Consider the following 14,616-nt stretch of genomic DNA (forward strand, 5'->3'; position numbering starts at 1 on the left):
CCGTCCGGATCGAGCGGCGCGGGGCGGGGCCGTTGACCTGCCACTGTTCGACCGGGTGCGTACGCAGGCTCCTCGGCGCCCGGGCGGGCCGCGGCAGCACCGGGTGGACCGTGCCCTCCGGCATGCTCAATGTCCACACGATCGCACCGTCGAAACGCGATGTCCGCTCTTCGTACCTGTCGCCCATGCCTCACACGCTAATCTCGTCGGCGAAGGCAATCGGCTTCCCGGGGCGGTCATGACGGCACTGATGGAGTTCACCACCGACAACGGTGCGACGGTGACGGTCGAGGTCGACCGTCACACGCAGGGCGCGCAGCTGGTGGCGCTGGGCGACGACAACACCCTGGCCAGGGCCGGGCGCACCTTCGACAGCGCCCTCACCGGAATCCGTTCGGCGGCCGAGTCCGCCCTCGCGGTGTTCCGGGACGGCGCCCTGAAGCCGGACGGTGTGGAGCTCGAATTCGGGGTGAAGATCACGGCGGAGGCGGGGGCCGTGATCGCGAAGAGCGCCGTCGAGGGCCACATGGTGGTCAAGCTGTCCTGGTCCCCCGGCGCGACACCGGCGGAACCGGCGACTCCGGCGGAACCAGCGGCTCCGGTCGTTCCGGCGCCCGCACCCGCGCCATAGCGACCGCCGCGGCGGTCGCAGCCGCGAAAGCCGCTCAGCCGTCGGACTCGTCATCCCGCTCGTCGGCGTTCGGCTTGCCCTGGTTCGATTTGTCCGGCTCCTTGTCGCGGCTCGGCTGGAGCCTGGACCTCACGTCGTCCGGCGGCAGGAACTTCGACCAGCGCTCGGGGAATTCGGACGGCATGTAGGGGCTGTCACCCTCGTCGTCCTCGTCGTCGTCATCGTCGTACCGGTCCTCGTCGTCCTGGTTCCCCGCCTGCGTCCGGGCGACGAACTCCGCCGCCTGGGCCGCGCGCACCCGGTCGTTGGCCGCGCGGGCGGCGGCCGTCGCCAGCGAGGGCCACACCCGGTCGATGGCAGCGTTCACCGCCGCTCCCACCAGTACCGCGAACGCGGAGATGCCGATCCACAGCAGGACGGCGATCGGGGCCGCCAGCGAGCCGTAGATCGTGGGCCCCTCGACCGTACTGGTGAGATAGATCCGCAGCAGGAAGCTGCCGAGCACCCACATCGCGAGCGCCACCAGCGCACCCGGCATGTCTTCGATCCACGGCGAACGGACCGGCACGGACACGTGGTAGAGCGTGGTCAGGAACGCGATCGACAGCAGGATCACCAGCGGCCAGTACAGGACGCTTATGAGCTCGGTGCCCCACGGGACGAACTCCACGACCCTGTCCGGTCCGACGACCAGCAGCGGCAGCACCACGGAGCCGAGCAGCAGCGCGACGACGTACAGCAGGAAGGAGAGCAGCCGCGTCTTGACGATGCCGCGCTGGCCGTCGAGGCCGTACATCACGGTGATCGTGTCGATGAAGACGTTGACCGCGCGGGAACCGGACCAGAGCGCGATCGCGAAGCCGATCGAGATGACATCGGGCCGGGCGCCGGTGGTGACGTCCGCCAGGAGCGGCTTGGCGAAGTCGTTGACGCCCCGCTCGCTGAGCACGGTCTGCGCGGCGTTGAGGATGTTGCGCTCGATGGAGGCGACCGTGGTGGTGCTGGTCCACTCGTCGACGTAGCCGAGCAGCCCGATCAGGCCGAGCAGCAGGGGCGGCAGGGAGAGCAGGGTGAAGAACGCCGCCTCGGCGGCGAGCCCGAGAATGCGGTACTCCATGCACGAGTTGACCGTGTCCTTGAGCAACTGCCAGGCCATCTGCCGCTTGGATACGTTGCGGTAGAGAACTCGGGCTCGGTGGAGCCGACCCGGCCGCTCGGGTGTTTCATTTGCTGCCTGCACGTCCTTACCGTATCGGCATGGCAGCCACCACCCACACCGTGTCCAACCAGGTACCGCCGCTCACCGGCTACGACGTCTTCGCCGCCGACCGGGCGCTCACCGAGGCGGTGCGACGTCACACGTCACCCGGGCTCCTGGCCGAAGTCCGGGGCGAGCTCGGTGAGCTGGGCAGGTCCGCGGGCTCCGCGCAGGCGCAGGAGTGGGGCGCGCAGGCGAACGCTGATCCGCCGGTGCTGCGTACCCACGACCGCTACGGCCACCGCATCGACGAGGTCGGGTTCCACCCGGCCTGGCACCGGCTGCTCGGCCACGCGGTCGGCGCGGGCCTGACCAATGCCTGGGGCCGGCCCGGCGGTCATGTGCGGCGGGCGGCCGGCTTCCTCGTGTGGACGCAGGTCGAGGCGGGGCACGGCTGCCCGCTGTCGATGACGCACGCGGCGGTGCCCACGCTGCGCACCGATCCGGCACTGGCCGCCGAGTGGGAGCCGCTGCTCACCTCGACGGTGTACGAGCGGGGGCTGCGGCCCGCCGCGCGCAAGGCCGGGGTGCTCCTCGGGATGGGACTGACGGAGAAGCAGGGCGGCACGGACGTACGGTCGAACACGACCCGCGCCGAGCCGCTTGCCGCGGCGGGCGAGTACCTGCTCACCGGGCACAAGTGGTTCTGCTCGGCGCCGATGTCCGACGGATTCCTGGTGCTGGCGCAGGCACCGGGCGGACTGACCTGTTTTCTGCTGCCCCGGGTCCTGCCCGACGGCACCCGCAACGCCTTCGCGATCCAGCGGCTCAAGGACAAGCTGGGCAACCGGTCGAACGCGTCGGCCGAGGTCGAGTTCGACGGTACGTGGGCGCGCCGGGTCGGCGAGGAGGGGCGCGGGGTGCGCACCGTCTTCGGGATGGTGGCGGCGACCCGGCTGGACTGCGTGATCGGTTCGGCGGCGCTGATGCGGCAGGCGGTGGCGCAGGCGATCCACCACTGCACGTACCGCAGCGTGTTCGGCGGGGTGCTGGTCGAGAAGCCGCTGATGCGCAATGTGCTGGCCGATCTGGCGCTGGAGTCGGAGGCCGCGACGGTGCTGGCGATGCGGCTGGCGGCGGCGTACGACGACGGCTCGGAGAGCGAGCGGGCCTTCCTGCGGATCGCGGTGCCCGCGGCGAAGTACTGGGTGACCAAGCAGTGCACGCCGGTGGTGGCCGAGGCGCTGGAGTGTCTCGGCGGCAACGGCTACGTCGAGGAGTCCGGCATGCCCCGGCTGCTGCGCGAGGCGCCGCTCAACTCGATCTGGGAGGGCTCGGGCAATGTGCAGGCGCTGGACGTGCTGCGGGCGCTGCGGCGTGAGCCGATGGCCCTGAACGCGTTCCTCCAGGAGGTCGGCAGGGCGCGCGGGGCCGATCACCGGCTGGACGGGGCGATCAAGGACATGCTGACGGAGCTCGCCGATCTGAACGGGATCGAGGCGCGGGCCCGCCGGCTGGCCGAGCGGATGGCGCTGGTGCTCCAGGGGTCGCTGCTGGTGCGGTGGGCGCCGCCGGAGGTGGCCGACGCGTTCTGCGCGTCGCGGCTGGGCGGGGACCGGGGCGCGGCCTTCGGCACGCTGCCGCACAGCCTCGATCTGGCCTCGGTCGTCGAACGGGCGCGGCCGGTCGCGGATTAGCGGGGCCCGTTTCCCGTGCACGGCATCGGAGGGTGGTGCTGCGCCGACACGGCACCACCCTCCATGCTGTGCACACCGGACAGTGGAGCGCAGGCTCCGCCGCACGGCGTTCCACCACTCTCGTACGGACCTCCACCCCCTCGCCAGAGTTGCAAAGGGTTGCAACCATTGTGCGGAGTGTGCGGTGCCCGCCTCCTCTCGGCGGCAGGATGGGGCCCGTGGATCGTCGAGCCGGCCTGGGATGTGGGGGAAACCGGAGTGGAGACAAGTGCCTTCGGGGTGACACCAACGGATGCCCGGCAGTCCGCGGAGGCCACCCGCCTGGTCCACCGGGCCAGGGAGGCCAGGCTCGCCGGTGAACGCCGGCCGGTCTCGCCGCGGGCCGAGATCGGTGCCTCGTGGGACCGGGTGCTGCGCAGCGGCATGGATCCGGACCAGTCCACCGAGAGCGAGCTGCTGGGCGTGGACGAGATCGAGCACCGGCGCCGGGTCTCGACACTGGGCGAGGTGATGCCGCTGCTGAACGACGGTCTGGTCGCCCTGGCCGACGCCGCCCGGCAGATCATGGTGGTCACCGATGTGGAGTGCCGGGTGCTGTGGCGCCGGGGCAACGCGACGGTGCTGCGCCGGGCGGACGAGGTCTGTCTGGCGGAGGGCGCGGCCTGGGCGGAGGAGAGCACGGGGACGAACGCGATCGGTACGGCGCTGGTCTCCCGTGTCCCGGTCCAGGTCCATTCCTCGGAGCACTTCGTCCGCACCCTGCACAACTGGACGTGTGCGGCGGCCCCGGTCCGTGACCCGCGGGACGGCAAGGTGATGGGGATCGTCGACATGAGCGGTCCCGCGTCGACGTTCCATCCGACGACGCTCGCCCTGGTCAGTTCGGTCGCCAGGCTCGCGGAGAGCGAGATCAGGAACCGGCATCTGCAGGCGATCGACCGGCTGCGCTCGGTGGCGGCACCGCTGGTGTGCCGGCTGGGCGGGCGGGCCCTGGCGGTGGACACCCACGGCTGGCTCGCCGCGGTGACCGGGATGCCGCCGGTCGACCGGCTGCCGCTGCCCAAGTCGTTGCGGCCGGGCCGGGTGTGGCTGCCGTCGCTCGGCATGTGCCGGGTGGAGCCGCTGCCCGGCGGCTGGCTGCTGCAGGTCGCGGACGGGCCCTCGGACGGGGCGCCGCAACGGGTGGTGCTGGATCTGAGCCGGCCCCGCGGTCTCACGGTCAATGTGGTGGGCGCGGTGGGCACCTGGACGCAGCGGCTCTCGCCGCGCCACGCGGAGCTGCTGTACACCCTGGCGCTGCACCGCGAGGGGCGTACGGCGTCCGAGCTCGCCCAGGACATCTTCGGCGACGCGACCCGGACGGTGACGGTGCGGGCGGAGGTCTCCCGGATGCGCCGCCACCTCGCCCAGGTGCTCGCGCACCGCCCGTACCGCTTCGGCGAGGACATCGAGGTGGAGGTGATCCACCCGGACGACCCGGCCGATCTGCTGCCGCACTCGACGGCCCCGGTGGTGGTCAGGGCGCGGACGGGCGACCGGGGTACCTCGTAGCCGGTTCCGGTTCCGGTCCGGTCCGCGGTCCGCGGTCCGCGCCTCGGGACCGGCTTTGGCGCGGGCGGCGGGGCGTGGTTCCCTGGCAGCCATGAGCAACTCCGTACCCGCCGCCGCGCCCGCCACCACCGAGGTGACCATCTGGTCCCTGGAGCAGACCTCCCCCGACGACCTGCGGCCCGCCGCGGTCCCCGAGGGCGATGTGCGGATCGTGCGGTCACAGATTCCGCTTCCCGAGTTCAGCCGGTTCCTCTACACGGCGGTCGGCGGCGACATCCGGTGGACGGACCGGCTCGGCATGACGTACGCGCAGTGGCAGGAGGCCCTGGACCGGCCGGGGGCCGAGACCTGGGTGGCGTACGAGAACGGCACCCCGGCGGGCTACATCGAGCTGGACCCGCAGGACGAGGGCGCGGTCGAGATCATGTACTTCGGGCTGATTCCGGCTTTCCGGGGGCGGCGGATAGGCGGTCATCTGCTCTCGTTCGGGGCCGCGCGTGCCTGGGACCTGGCGGAGCGCTGGCCGGAGCGGACGCCGACGAAGCGGGTGTGGCTGCACACCTGTTCCAAGGACGGCCCGCACGCCATGGACAACTATCTGCGGCGCGGCTTCCGGCTCTTCGACACGAAGGTGGAGCTGGAGCCGGAGGCGGCGACGCCGGGGCCGTGGCCGGGGGCCGGGCGGTGACGGGACGGGCGGCAGCCCTCCGCCCGCGGTGAGGCCACCGGCGACAAGTGGGGGGATTGCGGCTATTACGGGCGAGGCGGCCCGGGTGTCCCGGGTGACGAGCACCACAGCATCTCGCGATGCGGGACACTCTCGTCCACATCTTGGATAGTGGTGGACTGGCCCGAGATACGCGTGCCACGCTTCCGTCATGCCTGGAACCGGAATTGCCTTGGTGAGTCGACGCCACGTCGACCTCGGCCGCGTGTCCAGCGCCATCTGTCCGGCGAGCTGAGAGTCCCAGCACCGCCGCGCTCCCCTTTTTCTCTGCAATCCCTGCGCACCGCCGCGCCTTGACGCGAGTGTGCAGTTCAGAGCCGCCCTCCTGCAGTCCCGAAGGACGTACTGTCATGGCCGCTACCCCGGAACAGCCTGCGACCACCACGCCTCGCCGCAAGGCCGGACGCCACCGTGGCGAAGGCCAGTGGGCCGTGGGGCACCACACTCCTCTCAACGGCAATGAGCAGTTCAAGAAGGACGACGACGGTCTCAATGTGCGGACGCGCATTGAGACGATCTACTCCAAGCGCGGCTTCGACTCGATCGACCCCAACGATCTCCGCGGCCGGATGCGCTGGTGGGGTCTCTACACCCAGCGCAAGCCCGGGATCGACGGCGGCAAGACCGCGATCCTGGAGCCGGAGGAGCTGGACGACAGGTACTTCATGCTGCGGGTCCGGATCGACGGCGGCCGGCTGACCACCGCACAGCTGCGGGTGATCGGCGAGATCTCGCAGGAGTACGCGCGCGGCACCGCGGACATCACCGACCGGCAGAACATCCAGCTGCACTGGATCCGCATCGAGGACGTCCCGGCGATCTGGGAGAAGCTGGAGGCCGTCGGGCTCTCCACCACCGAGGCGTGCGGCGACTGCCCCCGTGTGATCATCGGCTCCCCCGTGGCCGGCATCGCCGCCGACGAGATCATCGACGGCACGCCCGCCGTCGACGAGATCCACGACCGGTACATCGGCAACAAGGAATTCTCCAACCTGCCGCGCAAGTTCAAGACCGCGATCTCCGGTTCGCCGGTGCAGGACGTGGTCCACGAGATCAACGACATCGCGTTCGTCGGCGTGGTCCACCCCGAGCACGGTCCGGGCTTCGACGTCTGGGTCGGTGGCGGGCTCTCCACCAACCCGCGGCTCGCCGAGCGGCTGGAGGCATGGGTGCCGCTCGACGAGGTTCCGGACGTCTGGGCCGGAGTCGTCGGCATCTTCCGCGACTACGGATACCGGCGGCTGCGCAACCGCGCCCGGCTGAAGTTCCTGATGGCCGACTGGGGCCCGGCGAAGTTCCGCCAGGTGCTGGAGGACGAGTACCTGAAGCGTCCGCTGACCGACGGCCCCGCACCCGAGCAGCCCACCAGCCGCTGGCGCGACCACGTGGGTGTGCACCAGCAGCAGGACGGCCGCTTCTACGTCGGTTTCGCCCCCCGGGTCGGCCGGGTGGACGGCTCCACGCTCGCCAAGATCGCCGACCTGGCCGCCGCACACGGCTCGGACCGGCTGCGCACCACCGTCGAGCAGAAGATGATCATCCTCGATGTGGCGCAGGACCAGGTGGACTCCCTGGTCGCCGGGCTGGAGGCGCTCGACTTCCAGGTACGGCCCTCGCCGTTCAGGCGCGGCACGATGGCCTGCACCGGCATCGAGTTCTGCAAGCTGGCGATCGTCGAGACGAAGGCGCGCGGCGCGGCGCTCATCGACGAACTGGAGCGCCGCCTGCCGGACTTCGACGAGCCGCTCACCATCAACCTCAACGGCTGCCCCAACGCGTGCGCCCGCATCCAGACCGCCGACATCGGCCTCAAGGGCCAGCTCGTGCTGGACGAGGACGGCAACCAGGTCGAGGGTTATCAGGTGCACCTGGGCGGCGCCCTGGGCCTGGAGGCCGGGTTCGGCCGCAAGGTCCGCGGCCTGAAGGTCACTTCGGCCGAGCTGCCCGACTACGTCGAGCGGGTCCTGGGCCGGTTCCAGGAGGAGCGCGAGGACGGCGAGCGGTTCGCGGCCTGGGCGGCGCGGGCGAGTGCGGAGTCGCTGTCATGAGCGAGCGCGCCGCACCGTTCCACTGCCCGTACTGCGGGGACGAGGACCTGCGCCCGCACGAGAGCGGCCACGGCGCCTGGGAATGTGCCTCCTGCAACCGCGCGTTCCAGCTCAAGTTCCTGGGCCTGCTGACCCGGGGACTGCGGCGCAACGACGTCGAAGGGGACGGGACATGACTCGGGCTCTGCGGACCGAAGACCTTGAGACCCTGGCCGCGCGGGCCGGCCGTGAACTGGAGGACGCCTCGGCGCCGGAGATCCTGAAGTGGGCCGCCGACACCTTCGGCGGGAAGTTCTGCGTCACCTCCTCCATGGAGGACGCGGTCGTCGCGCACCTCGCCTCGCGCGTCCTCCCCGGCGTCGACGTGGTCTTCCTCGACACCGGCTACCACTTCCCGGAGACGATCGGCACGCGTGACGCGGTCGAGGCCGTGATGGACGTCAACGTCATCACGCTGACCCCCCGGCAGACCGTGGCCGAGCAGGACGCCGAGTACGGGCCGAAGCTGCACGACCGCGACCCCGACCTGTGCTGCGCGCTGCGCAAGGTCAAGCCCCTCCAGGAGGGCCTGACGGGATACACGGCCTGGGCGACCGGACTGCGCCGCGACGAGTCCCCCACCCGGGCGAACACCCCGGTCGTGGGCTGGGACGCGAAGCGGCAGAAGGTGAAGATCTCGCCGATCGCCCGCTGGACGCAGGACGACGCCGACGCGTACGTCGCGGAGCACGGCGTACTCACCAACCCGCTGCTGATGGACGGCTACGCCTCCGTGGGCTGCGCGCCCTGCACCCGCCGGGTGCTGGAGGGCGAGGACGTCCGCGCCGGACGCTGGGCCGGCCGGGGCAAGACCGAGTGCGGGCTGCACGAGTGATGACGACTGATCAGGAGACTTCGATGAGCGTGACGGAGACGGGAGCCACCATCTGGCTGACCGGTCTGCCGAGCGCGGGCAAGACCACCATCGCGTACGAACTCGCCGGGCGGCTGCGCGGCGAGGGCCACCGCGTGGAGGTGCTCGACGGGGACGAGATCCGGGAGTTCCTCTCCGCGGGTCTCGGCTTCTCCCGCGAGGACCGCCACACCAACGTCCAGCGCATCGGCTTCGTCGCCGAGCTGCTGGCGGCCAACGGCGTGAAGGTGCTGGTCCCGGTCATCGCCCCGTACGCGGACAGCCGGGACGCGGTACGCAAGCGGCACCAGACCGAGGGCACCGCGTACCTGGAGGTGCATGTCGCGACCCCGGTCGAGGTGTGCTCCGAACGCGATGTGAAGGGGCTCTACGCCAAGCAGGCGGCGGGCGAGATCAGCGGGCTCACCGGGGTCGACGACCCGTACGAGGCGCCCGAGTCGCCGGACCTGCGGATCGAGTCGCACCGGCAGACCGTCCAGGAGTCCGCGGCGGAGCTCTACGCGCTGCTGAGCGAGAGGGGTGCGGCATGACGACCGTCGCGACCGTGCAGGAAGGCACCGGCAACCCGTACGCACTCAGCCACCTGGACTCCCTGGAGTCCGAGGCCGTGCACATCTTCCGCGAGGTGGCGGGCGAGTTCGAGCGGCCGGTGATCCTGTTCTCCGGCGGCAAGGACTCCATCGTGATGCTGCATCTGGCGCTCAAGGCGTTCGCGCCCGCGCCGGTGCCGTTCACGCTGCTGCACGTGGACACCGGGCACAACTTCCCCGAGGTGCTGGAGTACCGCGACCGCACGGTGGCCCGGCACGGGCTGCGGCTCCATGTCGCCTCCGTACAGGAGTACATCGACGCCGGGAAGCTCCGCGAGCGCCCGGACGGCACCCGCAACCCGCTGCAGACCGTGCCGCTGACCGAGGCGATCCAGCAGCACCGCTTCGACGCCGTGTTCGGCGGCGGGCGCCGGGACGAGGAGAAGGCCCGCGCCAAGGAGCGGGTCTTCTCGCTGCGCGACGAGTTCTCCCAGTGGGACCCGCGCCGCCAGCGCCCCGAGCTGTGGCAGCTCTACAACGGCCGGCACGCCCCCGGCGAGCACGTCCGGGTCTTCCCGATCTCCAACTGGACCGAGCTGGACGTCTGGCAGTACATCGCGCGCGAGGGCATCGAGCTCCCGGAGATCTACTTCGCCCATGAGCGCGAGGTCTTCAGCCGCTCCGGAATGTGGCTGACCGCGGGCGACTGGGGCGGCCCCAAGGAGGGCGAGCGGGTCGAGACCCGGCAGGTGCGCTACCGCACCGTCGGCGACATGTCGTGCACCGGCGCCGTCGACTCGGACGCGACGACGCTGGACGACGTGATCACCGAGATCGCCGCCTCCCGGCTCACCGAGCGGGGCGCGACGCGTGCCGACGACAAGATGTCCGAGGCCGCGATGGAAGACCGCAAGCGCGAGGGGTACTTCTAAATGACCACCACAGCCGAGCAGTTGTCGGCCACCACCCTGCTGCGGTTCGCCACCGCGGGATCCGTCGACGACGGCAAGTCCACCCTCGTGGGACGTCTGCTGCACGACTCCAAGTCGGTCCTGACCGACCAGCTGGAGGCCGTCGAGCACGCCTCGCGCAACCGGGGCCAGGAGGCACCCGACCTGGCGCTGCTGACCGACGGCCTGCGGGCCGAGCGCGAGCAGGGCATCACCATCGATGTCGCCTACCGCTACTTCGCGACGCCGCGCCGCCGGTTCATCCTGGCCGACACCCCGGGGCACGTGCAGTACACCCGGAACATGGTGACCGGCGCCTCGACGGCCGAGCTGGCCGTCGTCCTGGTCGACGCCCGCAACGGCGTCGTCGAGCAGACCCGACGGCACGCCGCGGTCGCCGCGCTGCTGCGGGTTCCGCACGTGGTGCTGGCCGTCAACAAGATGGACCTGGTCGACTACGCGGAGCCGGTGTTCGCCGCCATCGCCGAGGAGTTCACCGCGTACGCCGCCTCGCTCGGCGTCCCGGAGATCACCGCGATCCCGATCTCCGCACTGGCCGGTGACAACGTCGTGGAGCCGTCCGCGCACATGGACTGGTACGGCGGGCCGACGGTGCTGGAGCACCTGGAGACGGTGCCGGTCAGCCATGACCTCACCACCTGCCACGCCCGCTTCCCGGTCCAGTACGTGATCCGGCCGCAGACCGCCGAGCACCCCGACTACCGGGGCTACGCCGGTCAGATCGCCGCCGGCGCGTTCCGGGTGGGCGAGGCCGTCACCGTCCTCCCCTCCGGCCGTACGTCGACGATCGCCGGGATCGACGCGCTCGGCGAGAGCGTGGACATCGCCTGGGCGCCCCAGTCGGTGACCCTCCGGCTGGCCGACGACATCGACATCTCGCGCGGTGACCTGATCGCACCGGCCGACGACGCGCCGGCCGTCACCCAGGACGTCGAGGCGACCGTCTGCCACGTCGCCGACCAGCCGCTCGCCGTCGGCCAGCGGGTGCTGCTCAAGCACACCACCCGCACGGTCAAGGCGATCGTCAAGGACATCCCCTCGCGCCTCACGCTGGACGACCTCTCCCAGCACCCGGCGCCCGGCCGGCTCGTCGCCAACGACATCGGCCGGGTCGTCGTCCGCACCGCGGAGCCGCTCGCGCTCGACGCGTACGCGGACTCCCGGCGCACCGGATCGTTCCTGCTGATCGACCCCGCGGACGGCACCACGCTGACGGCCGGGATGGCGGGCGCCTCGTTCGCCGCCGCGGACGGGCCCGAGGCCGCCGCGGACGACGCCGGATGGGACTTCTGATGACCATCGACATCTACTCCACGTTCGCGAAGGAGGGCGGCCGCATCGGCAGCGGCGCCCTCGGCAGCGGCCAGGGCGGGGTCGCGCGATGTGCGCGATGACGTACGCGCACCGCCTGCGCGCCCAACCGCTCCGCCCGCACAGCCAGTTCAGACGAAGACCTGCCGACCTCCCGGCCGCGTCCCCGTGATCGACCGGGACGCGAGGACCGGGCCGACGAGAGGAAAGCCTCCCGTGTCTGCCCCCCGTACCACGCCGCGCCGCGCCCTGGCCGCCGTCGCCGCCCTGCCGCTGCTCGCCCTCGCGCTCACCGCCTGCGGCTACGGCTCCGAGGCGAAGCAGGACGACGCCGAGAAGGCGGACGTCGCCGCCGGCGGCAAGAAGCTCTCCGCGGACACCGTGAAGATCGGCTACTTCCCGAACCTCACCCACGCGACCGCCCTGGTCGGCATCCAGGAAGGCATCATCGCCAAGGAGCTCGGCTCCACGACGGTCAAGCCGTCGACGTTCAACGCCGGTCCCTCCGAGATCGAGGCACTCAACGCGGGCTCGATCGACATCGGCTTCATCGGCCCCTCGCCCGCCATCAACGGCTACACCAAGTCCAAGGGCAAGAGCCTGAGGATCATCGGCGGTTCGGCGTCCGGCGGCGTGAAACTGGTCGTCGACCCGAAGAAGATCAAGACCCTGGACGACCTCAAGGGCAAGAAGATCGCCACCCCGCAGCTCGGCAACACCCAGGACGTCGCCTTCCTCAACTGGATATCCGAGAAGGGCTGGAAGGTCGACGCCAACAGCGGCAAGGGCGACGTCTCCGTGGTCCGTACGGACAACAAGGTGACGCCGGACGCCTACAAGTCCGGTTCCATCGACGGCGCCTGGGCCCCCGAGCCGACCGCCTCCAAGCTGGTCGCGCAGGGCGCCAAGGTGCTCCTCGACGAGTCGACGCTGTGGCCGGACAACAAGTTCGTCATCACGAACATCATCGTGTCGCAGAAGTTCCTGACCGAGCACCCGGACGTCGTCGAGGCGGTGCTGCGCGGCACCGTCGACACCAACGCGTGGATCAACGCCAACCCGGACAAGGCGAAGGCCTCCGCCAACGCCGCGCTCAAGACGCTGTCCGGCAAGGAGCTGCCGCCCGAGGTCCTCGACCCGGCGTGGAAGTCGATCCGGTTCATCGACGACCCGCTGGCCGCCACGCTCGACACCGAGGCCGAGCACGCGGTGAAGGCGGGACTGCTGGAGCAGACGGACCTGACGGGCATCTACGACCTGAAGCCGCTGAACAAGATCCTCAAGGCCGCGGGCAAGCCCGAGGTCGCCGACGCCGGTCTCGGCGTCAAGTAATCCGGCACCCGGAAAGGATCCCAGGAGGTGACGACCATGGCGACCACCACGCTCACCGAGGCCGAGGACCGTACGGCGGTCGGGCACGCCGCCCGCATCGACCACGTCTCGAAGTCCTTCGGCGGACCGGAGGGGCAGCAGCTCGTCCTGGACGACATCACACTCGATGTCGCTCCCGGCGAGTTCGTCACCCTCCTGGGCGCCTCCGGGTGCGGCAAGTCGACCCTGCTCAACCTGGTGGCCAGACTCGACCGCCCGACCGCGGGGTCCATCGAGACCCCCGGCGGGCGGCCGGCCCTGATGTTCCAGGAGCACGCCCTCTTCCCGTGGCTGACCGCGGGCAAGAACATCGAACTCGCGCTGCGGCTGCGCGGCGTACCCAGGTCCGACCGCCGCGCCGAGGCGGAGCGGCTGCTCGAACTCGTACGGCTCGGCGGGGCGTACGGGAAGCGGGTGCACGAGCTCTCGGGCGGCATGCGGCAGCGGGTGGCGATGGCCCGCGCGCTCGCCCAGGACAGTCAACTGCTGCTGATGGACGAGCCGTTCGCCGCACTCGACGCCATCACCCGGGATGTGCTGCACGACGAGCTGACCCGGATCTGGCGCGAGACGGACGTCTCGGTCCTCTTCGTCACGCACAACGTGCGCGAGGCGGTCCGGCTCGCCGAGCGGGTCGTCCTGCTGTCGTCGCGGCCGGGCCGGATCGCCCGGGAGTGGACGGTCGACATCGAGCAGCCGCGCCGCATCGAGGACACCGCGGTGGCCGAGCTGTCCGTGGAGATCACCGAACAACTGCGTGGGGAGATCCGCCGACATGGCCAGCACTGAGACCGCCGCCCAGGACACCGCCCAGGACCTGGCGGGCCTGGAGGCCGGGCTGGACGCCCTCGACGCCGTACGGGTGAGCCGCACCCCGGTCCGCGAGGTGCTGGTGCGCAAGGTGCTGCCGCCCGTCGTGGCGGTGGTCCTGGTGCTCGCCGTCTGGCAGATCCTGATCTGGGCGCAGGTCACCGACGACTACAAGCTGCCGTCGCCGTCCCAGGTGTGGGACGAGGTGACCAACGCCTGGGCGCAGGGCACCCTGCTCGGCTACATCTGGACCAGCGTCTCGCGCGGTCTGCTCGGCTTCCTGCTGGCACTGGCCATCGGTACCCCGCTCGGGCTGCTGGTCTCGCGCGTCAAGCTGGTCCGCGCGGCGATCGGGCCGGTGCTCTCCGGGCTCCAGTCGCTGCCGTCGGTCGCCTGGGTGCCCCCCGCGGTGATCTGGCTGGGGCTCGACGACAGGATGATGTACGCGGTGATCCTGCTGGGCGCGGTCCCGTCGATCGCCAACGGACTGGTCGCGGGCGTCGACCAGATCCCGCCGCTGCATCTGCGGACCGGGAAGACGCTGGGCGCCACCGGGCTCCGCGGCACCTGGCACATCGTGCTGCCGGCCGCGCTGCCCGGCTACCTGGCGGGGCTGAAGCAGGGCTGGGCGTTCTCCTGGCGTTCGCTGATGGCCGCCGAGATCATCGCCTCCTCGCCCGATCTGGGGGTGGGCCTGGGGCAGTTGCTGGAGCAGGGCCGGGAGACCAGCAGCATGTCGATGGTGTTCCTCGCCATCATCCTGATCCTCACCGTCGGCATCGCGATCGACCTGCTGATCTTCAGTCCGCTGGAGCGCTGGGTGCTGCGCGGCCGCGGCCTCCTCGTCAGGAGCTGAGT

The 14,616-nt window shown here is 71.0% G+C and carries 15 protein-coding genes and 1 pseudogene; 14 read left to right on the forward strand and 2 right to left on the reverse strand.

Going from position 1 to position 14,616, the window contains the following annotated elements:
• A pseudogene (locus ACWCPY_RS10730) lies at positions 1-187 on the reverse strand (hypothetical protein); the annotation flags it as partial.
• 51 nt (positions 188-238) lie between these two features.
• On the opposite strand from ACWCPY_RS10730, the gene ACWCPY_RS10735 reads away from it, so the two are divergent.
• Positions 239-631, forward strand: a complete 393-nt coding sequence (locus ACWCPY_RS10735; protein WP_451263967.1) for a CU044_2847 family protein — start codon at positions 239-241, stop codon at positions 629-631.
• 34 nt (positions 632-665) lie between these two features.
• On the opposite strand, the gene ACWCPY_RS10740 is transcribed toward ACWCPY_RS10735, so the two are convergent.
• Entirely contained in the window at positions 666-1,787 is a 1,122-nt protein-coding gene (locus ACWCPY_RS10740; RefSeq protein ID WP_451263968.1) for a YihY/virulence factor BrkB family protein, read from the reverse strand.
• 101 nt (positions 1,788-1,888) lie between these two features.
• On the opposite strand from ACWCPY_RS10740, the gene ACWCPY_RS10745 reads away from it, so the two are divergent.
• The 13 genes from ACWCPY_RS10745 to ACWCPY_RS10805 all read left to right on the forward strand — a co-directional run bounded on the left by ACWCPY_RS10745 (position 1,889) and on the right by ACWCPY_RS10805 (position 14,614).
• A complete protein-coding gene (locus ACWCPY_RS10745; protein ID WP_451263969.1) occupies positions 1,889-3,526 on the forward strand; it encodes an acyl-CoA dehydrogenase family protein in 1,638 nt (545 codons plus the stop codon).
• A 258-nt stretch (positions 3,527-3,784) separates the two neighbouring features.
• The gene (locus tag ACWCPY_RS10750; protein WP_451263970.1) at positions 3,785-5,077 is read left to right on the forward strand and encodes a GAF domain-containing protein; all 1,293 of its coding nucleotides are present in this window, start codon (positions 3,785-3,787) and stop codon (positions 5,075-5,077) included.
• 91 nt (positions 5,078-5,168) lie between these two features.
• Positions 5,169-5,765, forward strand: coding sequence for a GNAT family N-acetyltransferase (locus ACWCPY_RS10755; protein ID WP_451263971.1), 597 nt, complete (start codon positions 5,169-5,171; stop codon positions 5,763-5,765).
• Positions 5,766-5,955: 190 nt separating this feature from the next.
• Complete coding sequence (locus ACWCPY_RS10760) at positions 5,956-6,039, forward strand: putative leader peptide (protein ID WP_317864749.1); 84 nt, start codon at positions 5,956-5,958, stop codon at positions 6,037-6,039.
• 115 nt (positions 6,040-6,154) lie between these two features.
• Positions 6,155-7,852 carry a nitrite/sulfite reductase gene (locus ACWCPY_RS10765; protein ID WP_451263972.1) on the forward strand — a complete coding sequence of 566 codons (1,698 nt, stop codon included), beginning with the start codon at positions 6,155-6,157 and terminating at the stop codon, positions 7,850-7,852.
• Positions 7,849-8,028: a hypothetical protein gene (locus tag ACWCPY_RS10770; protein WP_388585710.1), complete on the forward strand. Its 180-nt coding sequence runs from the start codon at positions 7,849-7,851 to the stop codon at positions 8,026-8,028. The genes ACWCPY_RS10765 and ACWCPY_RS10770 overlap by 4 nt, the downstream gene beginning before the upstream one ends.
• Positions 8,025-8,726: a phosphoadenylyl-sulfate reductase gene (locus ACWCPY_RS10775; RefSeq protein ID WP_451263973.1), complete on the forward strand. Its 702-nt coding sequence runs from the start codon at positions 8,025-8,027 to the stop codon at positions 8,724-8,726. Before ACWCPY_RS10770 ends, ACWCPY_RS10775 begins: the two co-directional genes overlap by 4 nt.
• Before the next feature lie 23 nt (positions 8,727-8,749).
• Complete coding sequence (cysC, locus tag ACWCPY_RS10780) at positions 8,750-9,295, forward strand: adenylyl-sulfate kinase (protein WP_266428495.1); 546 nt, start codon at positions 8,750-8,752, stop codon at positions 9,293-9,295.
• Entirely contained in the window at positions 9,292-10,227 is a 936-nt protein-coding gene (gene cysD, locus ACWCPY_RS10785; protein ID WP_072486023.1) for a sulfate adenylyltransferase subunit CysD, read from the forward strand. The genes cysC and cysD overlap by 4 nt, the downstream gene beginning before the upstream one ends.
• On the forward strand, positions 10,228-11,559 hold the full coding sequence (locus tag ACWCPY_RS10790; RefSeq protein ID WP_451263974.1) for a sulfate adenylyltransferase subunit 1: 1,332 nt from the start codon (positions 10,228-10,230) through the stop codon (positions 11,557-11,559).
• Between the two features lie 234 nt (positions 11,560-11,793).
• Positions 11,794-12,909, forward strand: a complete 1,116-nt coding sequence (locus ACWCPY_RS10795; protein ID WP_451263975.1) for an aliphatic sulfonate ABC transporter substrate-binding protein — start codon at positions 11,794-11,796, stop codon at positions 12,907-12,909.
• 36 nt (positions 12,910-12,945) lie between these two features.
• The gene (locus tag ACWCPY_RS10800; protein WP_451263976.1) at positions 12,946-13,737 is read left to right on the forward strand and encodes an ABC transporter ATP-binding protein; all 792 of its coding nucleotides are present in this window, start codon (positions 12,946-12,948) and stop codon (positions 13,735-13,737) included.
• Entirely contained in the window at positions 13,724-14,614 is an 891-nt protein-coding gene (locus ACWCPY_RS10805; RefSeq protein WP_451263977.1) for an ABC transporter permease, read from the forward strand. The genes ACWCPY_RS10800 and ACWCPY_RS10805 overlap by 14 nt, the downstream gene beginning before the upstream one ends.
• Positions 14,615-14,616 lie beyond the last annotated feature (2 nt).

It is taken from the genome of Streptomyces sp. NPDC002403, from assembly GCF_053593015.1.

Excerpts from the sequence above, each read along its gene's own strand:
- ACWCPY_RS10735 (WP_451263967.1), top strand. The coding sequence starts at position 239 with ATGACGGCACTGATGGAGTTCACCACCGACAACGGTGCGACGGTGACG.
- ACWCPY_RS10740 (WP_451263968.1), bottom strand. The coding sequence starts at position 1,787 with ATGGCCTGGCAGTTGCTCAAGGACACGGTCAACTCGTGCATGGAGTAC.
- ACWCPY_RS10745 (WP_451263969.1), top strand. The coding sequence starts at position 1,889 with ATGGCAGCCACCACCCACACCGTGTCCAACCAGGTACCGCCGCTCACC.
- ACWCPY_RS10755 (WP_451263971.1), top strand. The coding sequence starts at position 5,169 with ATGAGCAACTCCGTACCCGCCGCCGCGCCCGCCACCACCGAGGTGACC.
- ACWCPY_RS10760 (WP_317864749.1), top strand. The coding sequence starts at position 5,956 with ATGCCTGGAACCGGAATTGCCTTGGTGAGTCGACGCCACGTCGACCTC.
- ACWCPY_RS10765 (WP_451263972.1), top strand. The coding sequence starts at position 6,155 with ATGGCCGCTACCCCGGAACAGCCTGCGACCACCACGCCTCGCCGCAAG.
- ACWCPY_RS10770 (WP_388585710.1), top strand. The coding sequence starts at position 7,849 with ATGAGCGAGCGCGCCGCACCGTTCCACTGCCCGTACTGCGGGGACGAG.
- ACWCPY_RS10775 (WP_451263973.1), top strand. The coding sequence starts at position 8,025 with ATGACTCGGGCTCTGCGGACCGAAGACCTTGAGACCCTGGCCGCGCGG.
- cysC (WP_266428495.1), top strand. The coding sequence starts at position 8,750 with ATGAGCGTGACGGAGACGGGAGCCACCATCTGGCTGACCGGTCTGCCG.
- cysD (WP_072486023.1), top strand. The coding sequence starts at position 9,292 with ATGACGACCGTCGCGACCGTGCAGGAAGGCACCGGCAACCCGTACGCA.
- ACWCPY_RS10790 (WP_451263974.1), top strand. The coding sequence starts at position 10,228 with ATGACCACCACAGCCGAGCAGTTGTCGGCCACCACCCTGCTGCGGTTC.
- ACWCPY_RS10800 (WP_451263976.1), top strand. The coding sequence starts at position 12,946 with ATGGCGACCACCACGCTCACCGAGGCCGAGGACCGTACGGCGGTCGGG.
- ACWCPY_RS10805 (WP_451263977.1), top strand. The coding sequence starts at position 13,724 with ATGGCCAGCACTGAGACCGCCGCCCAGGACACCGCCCAGGACCTGGCG.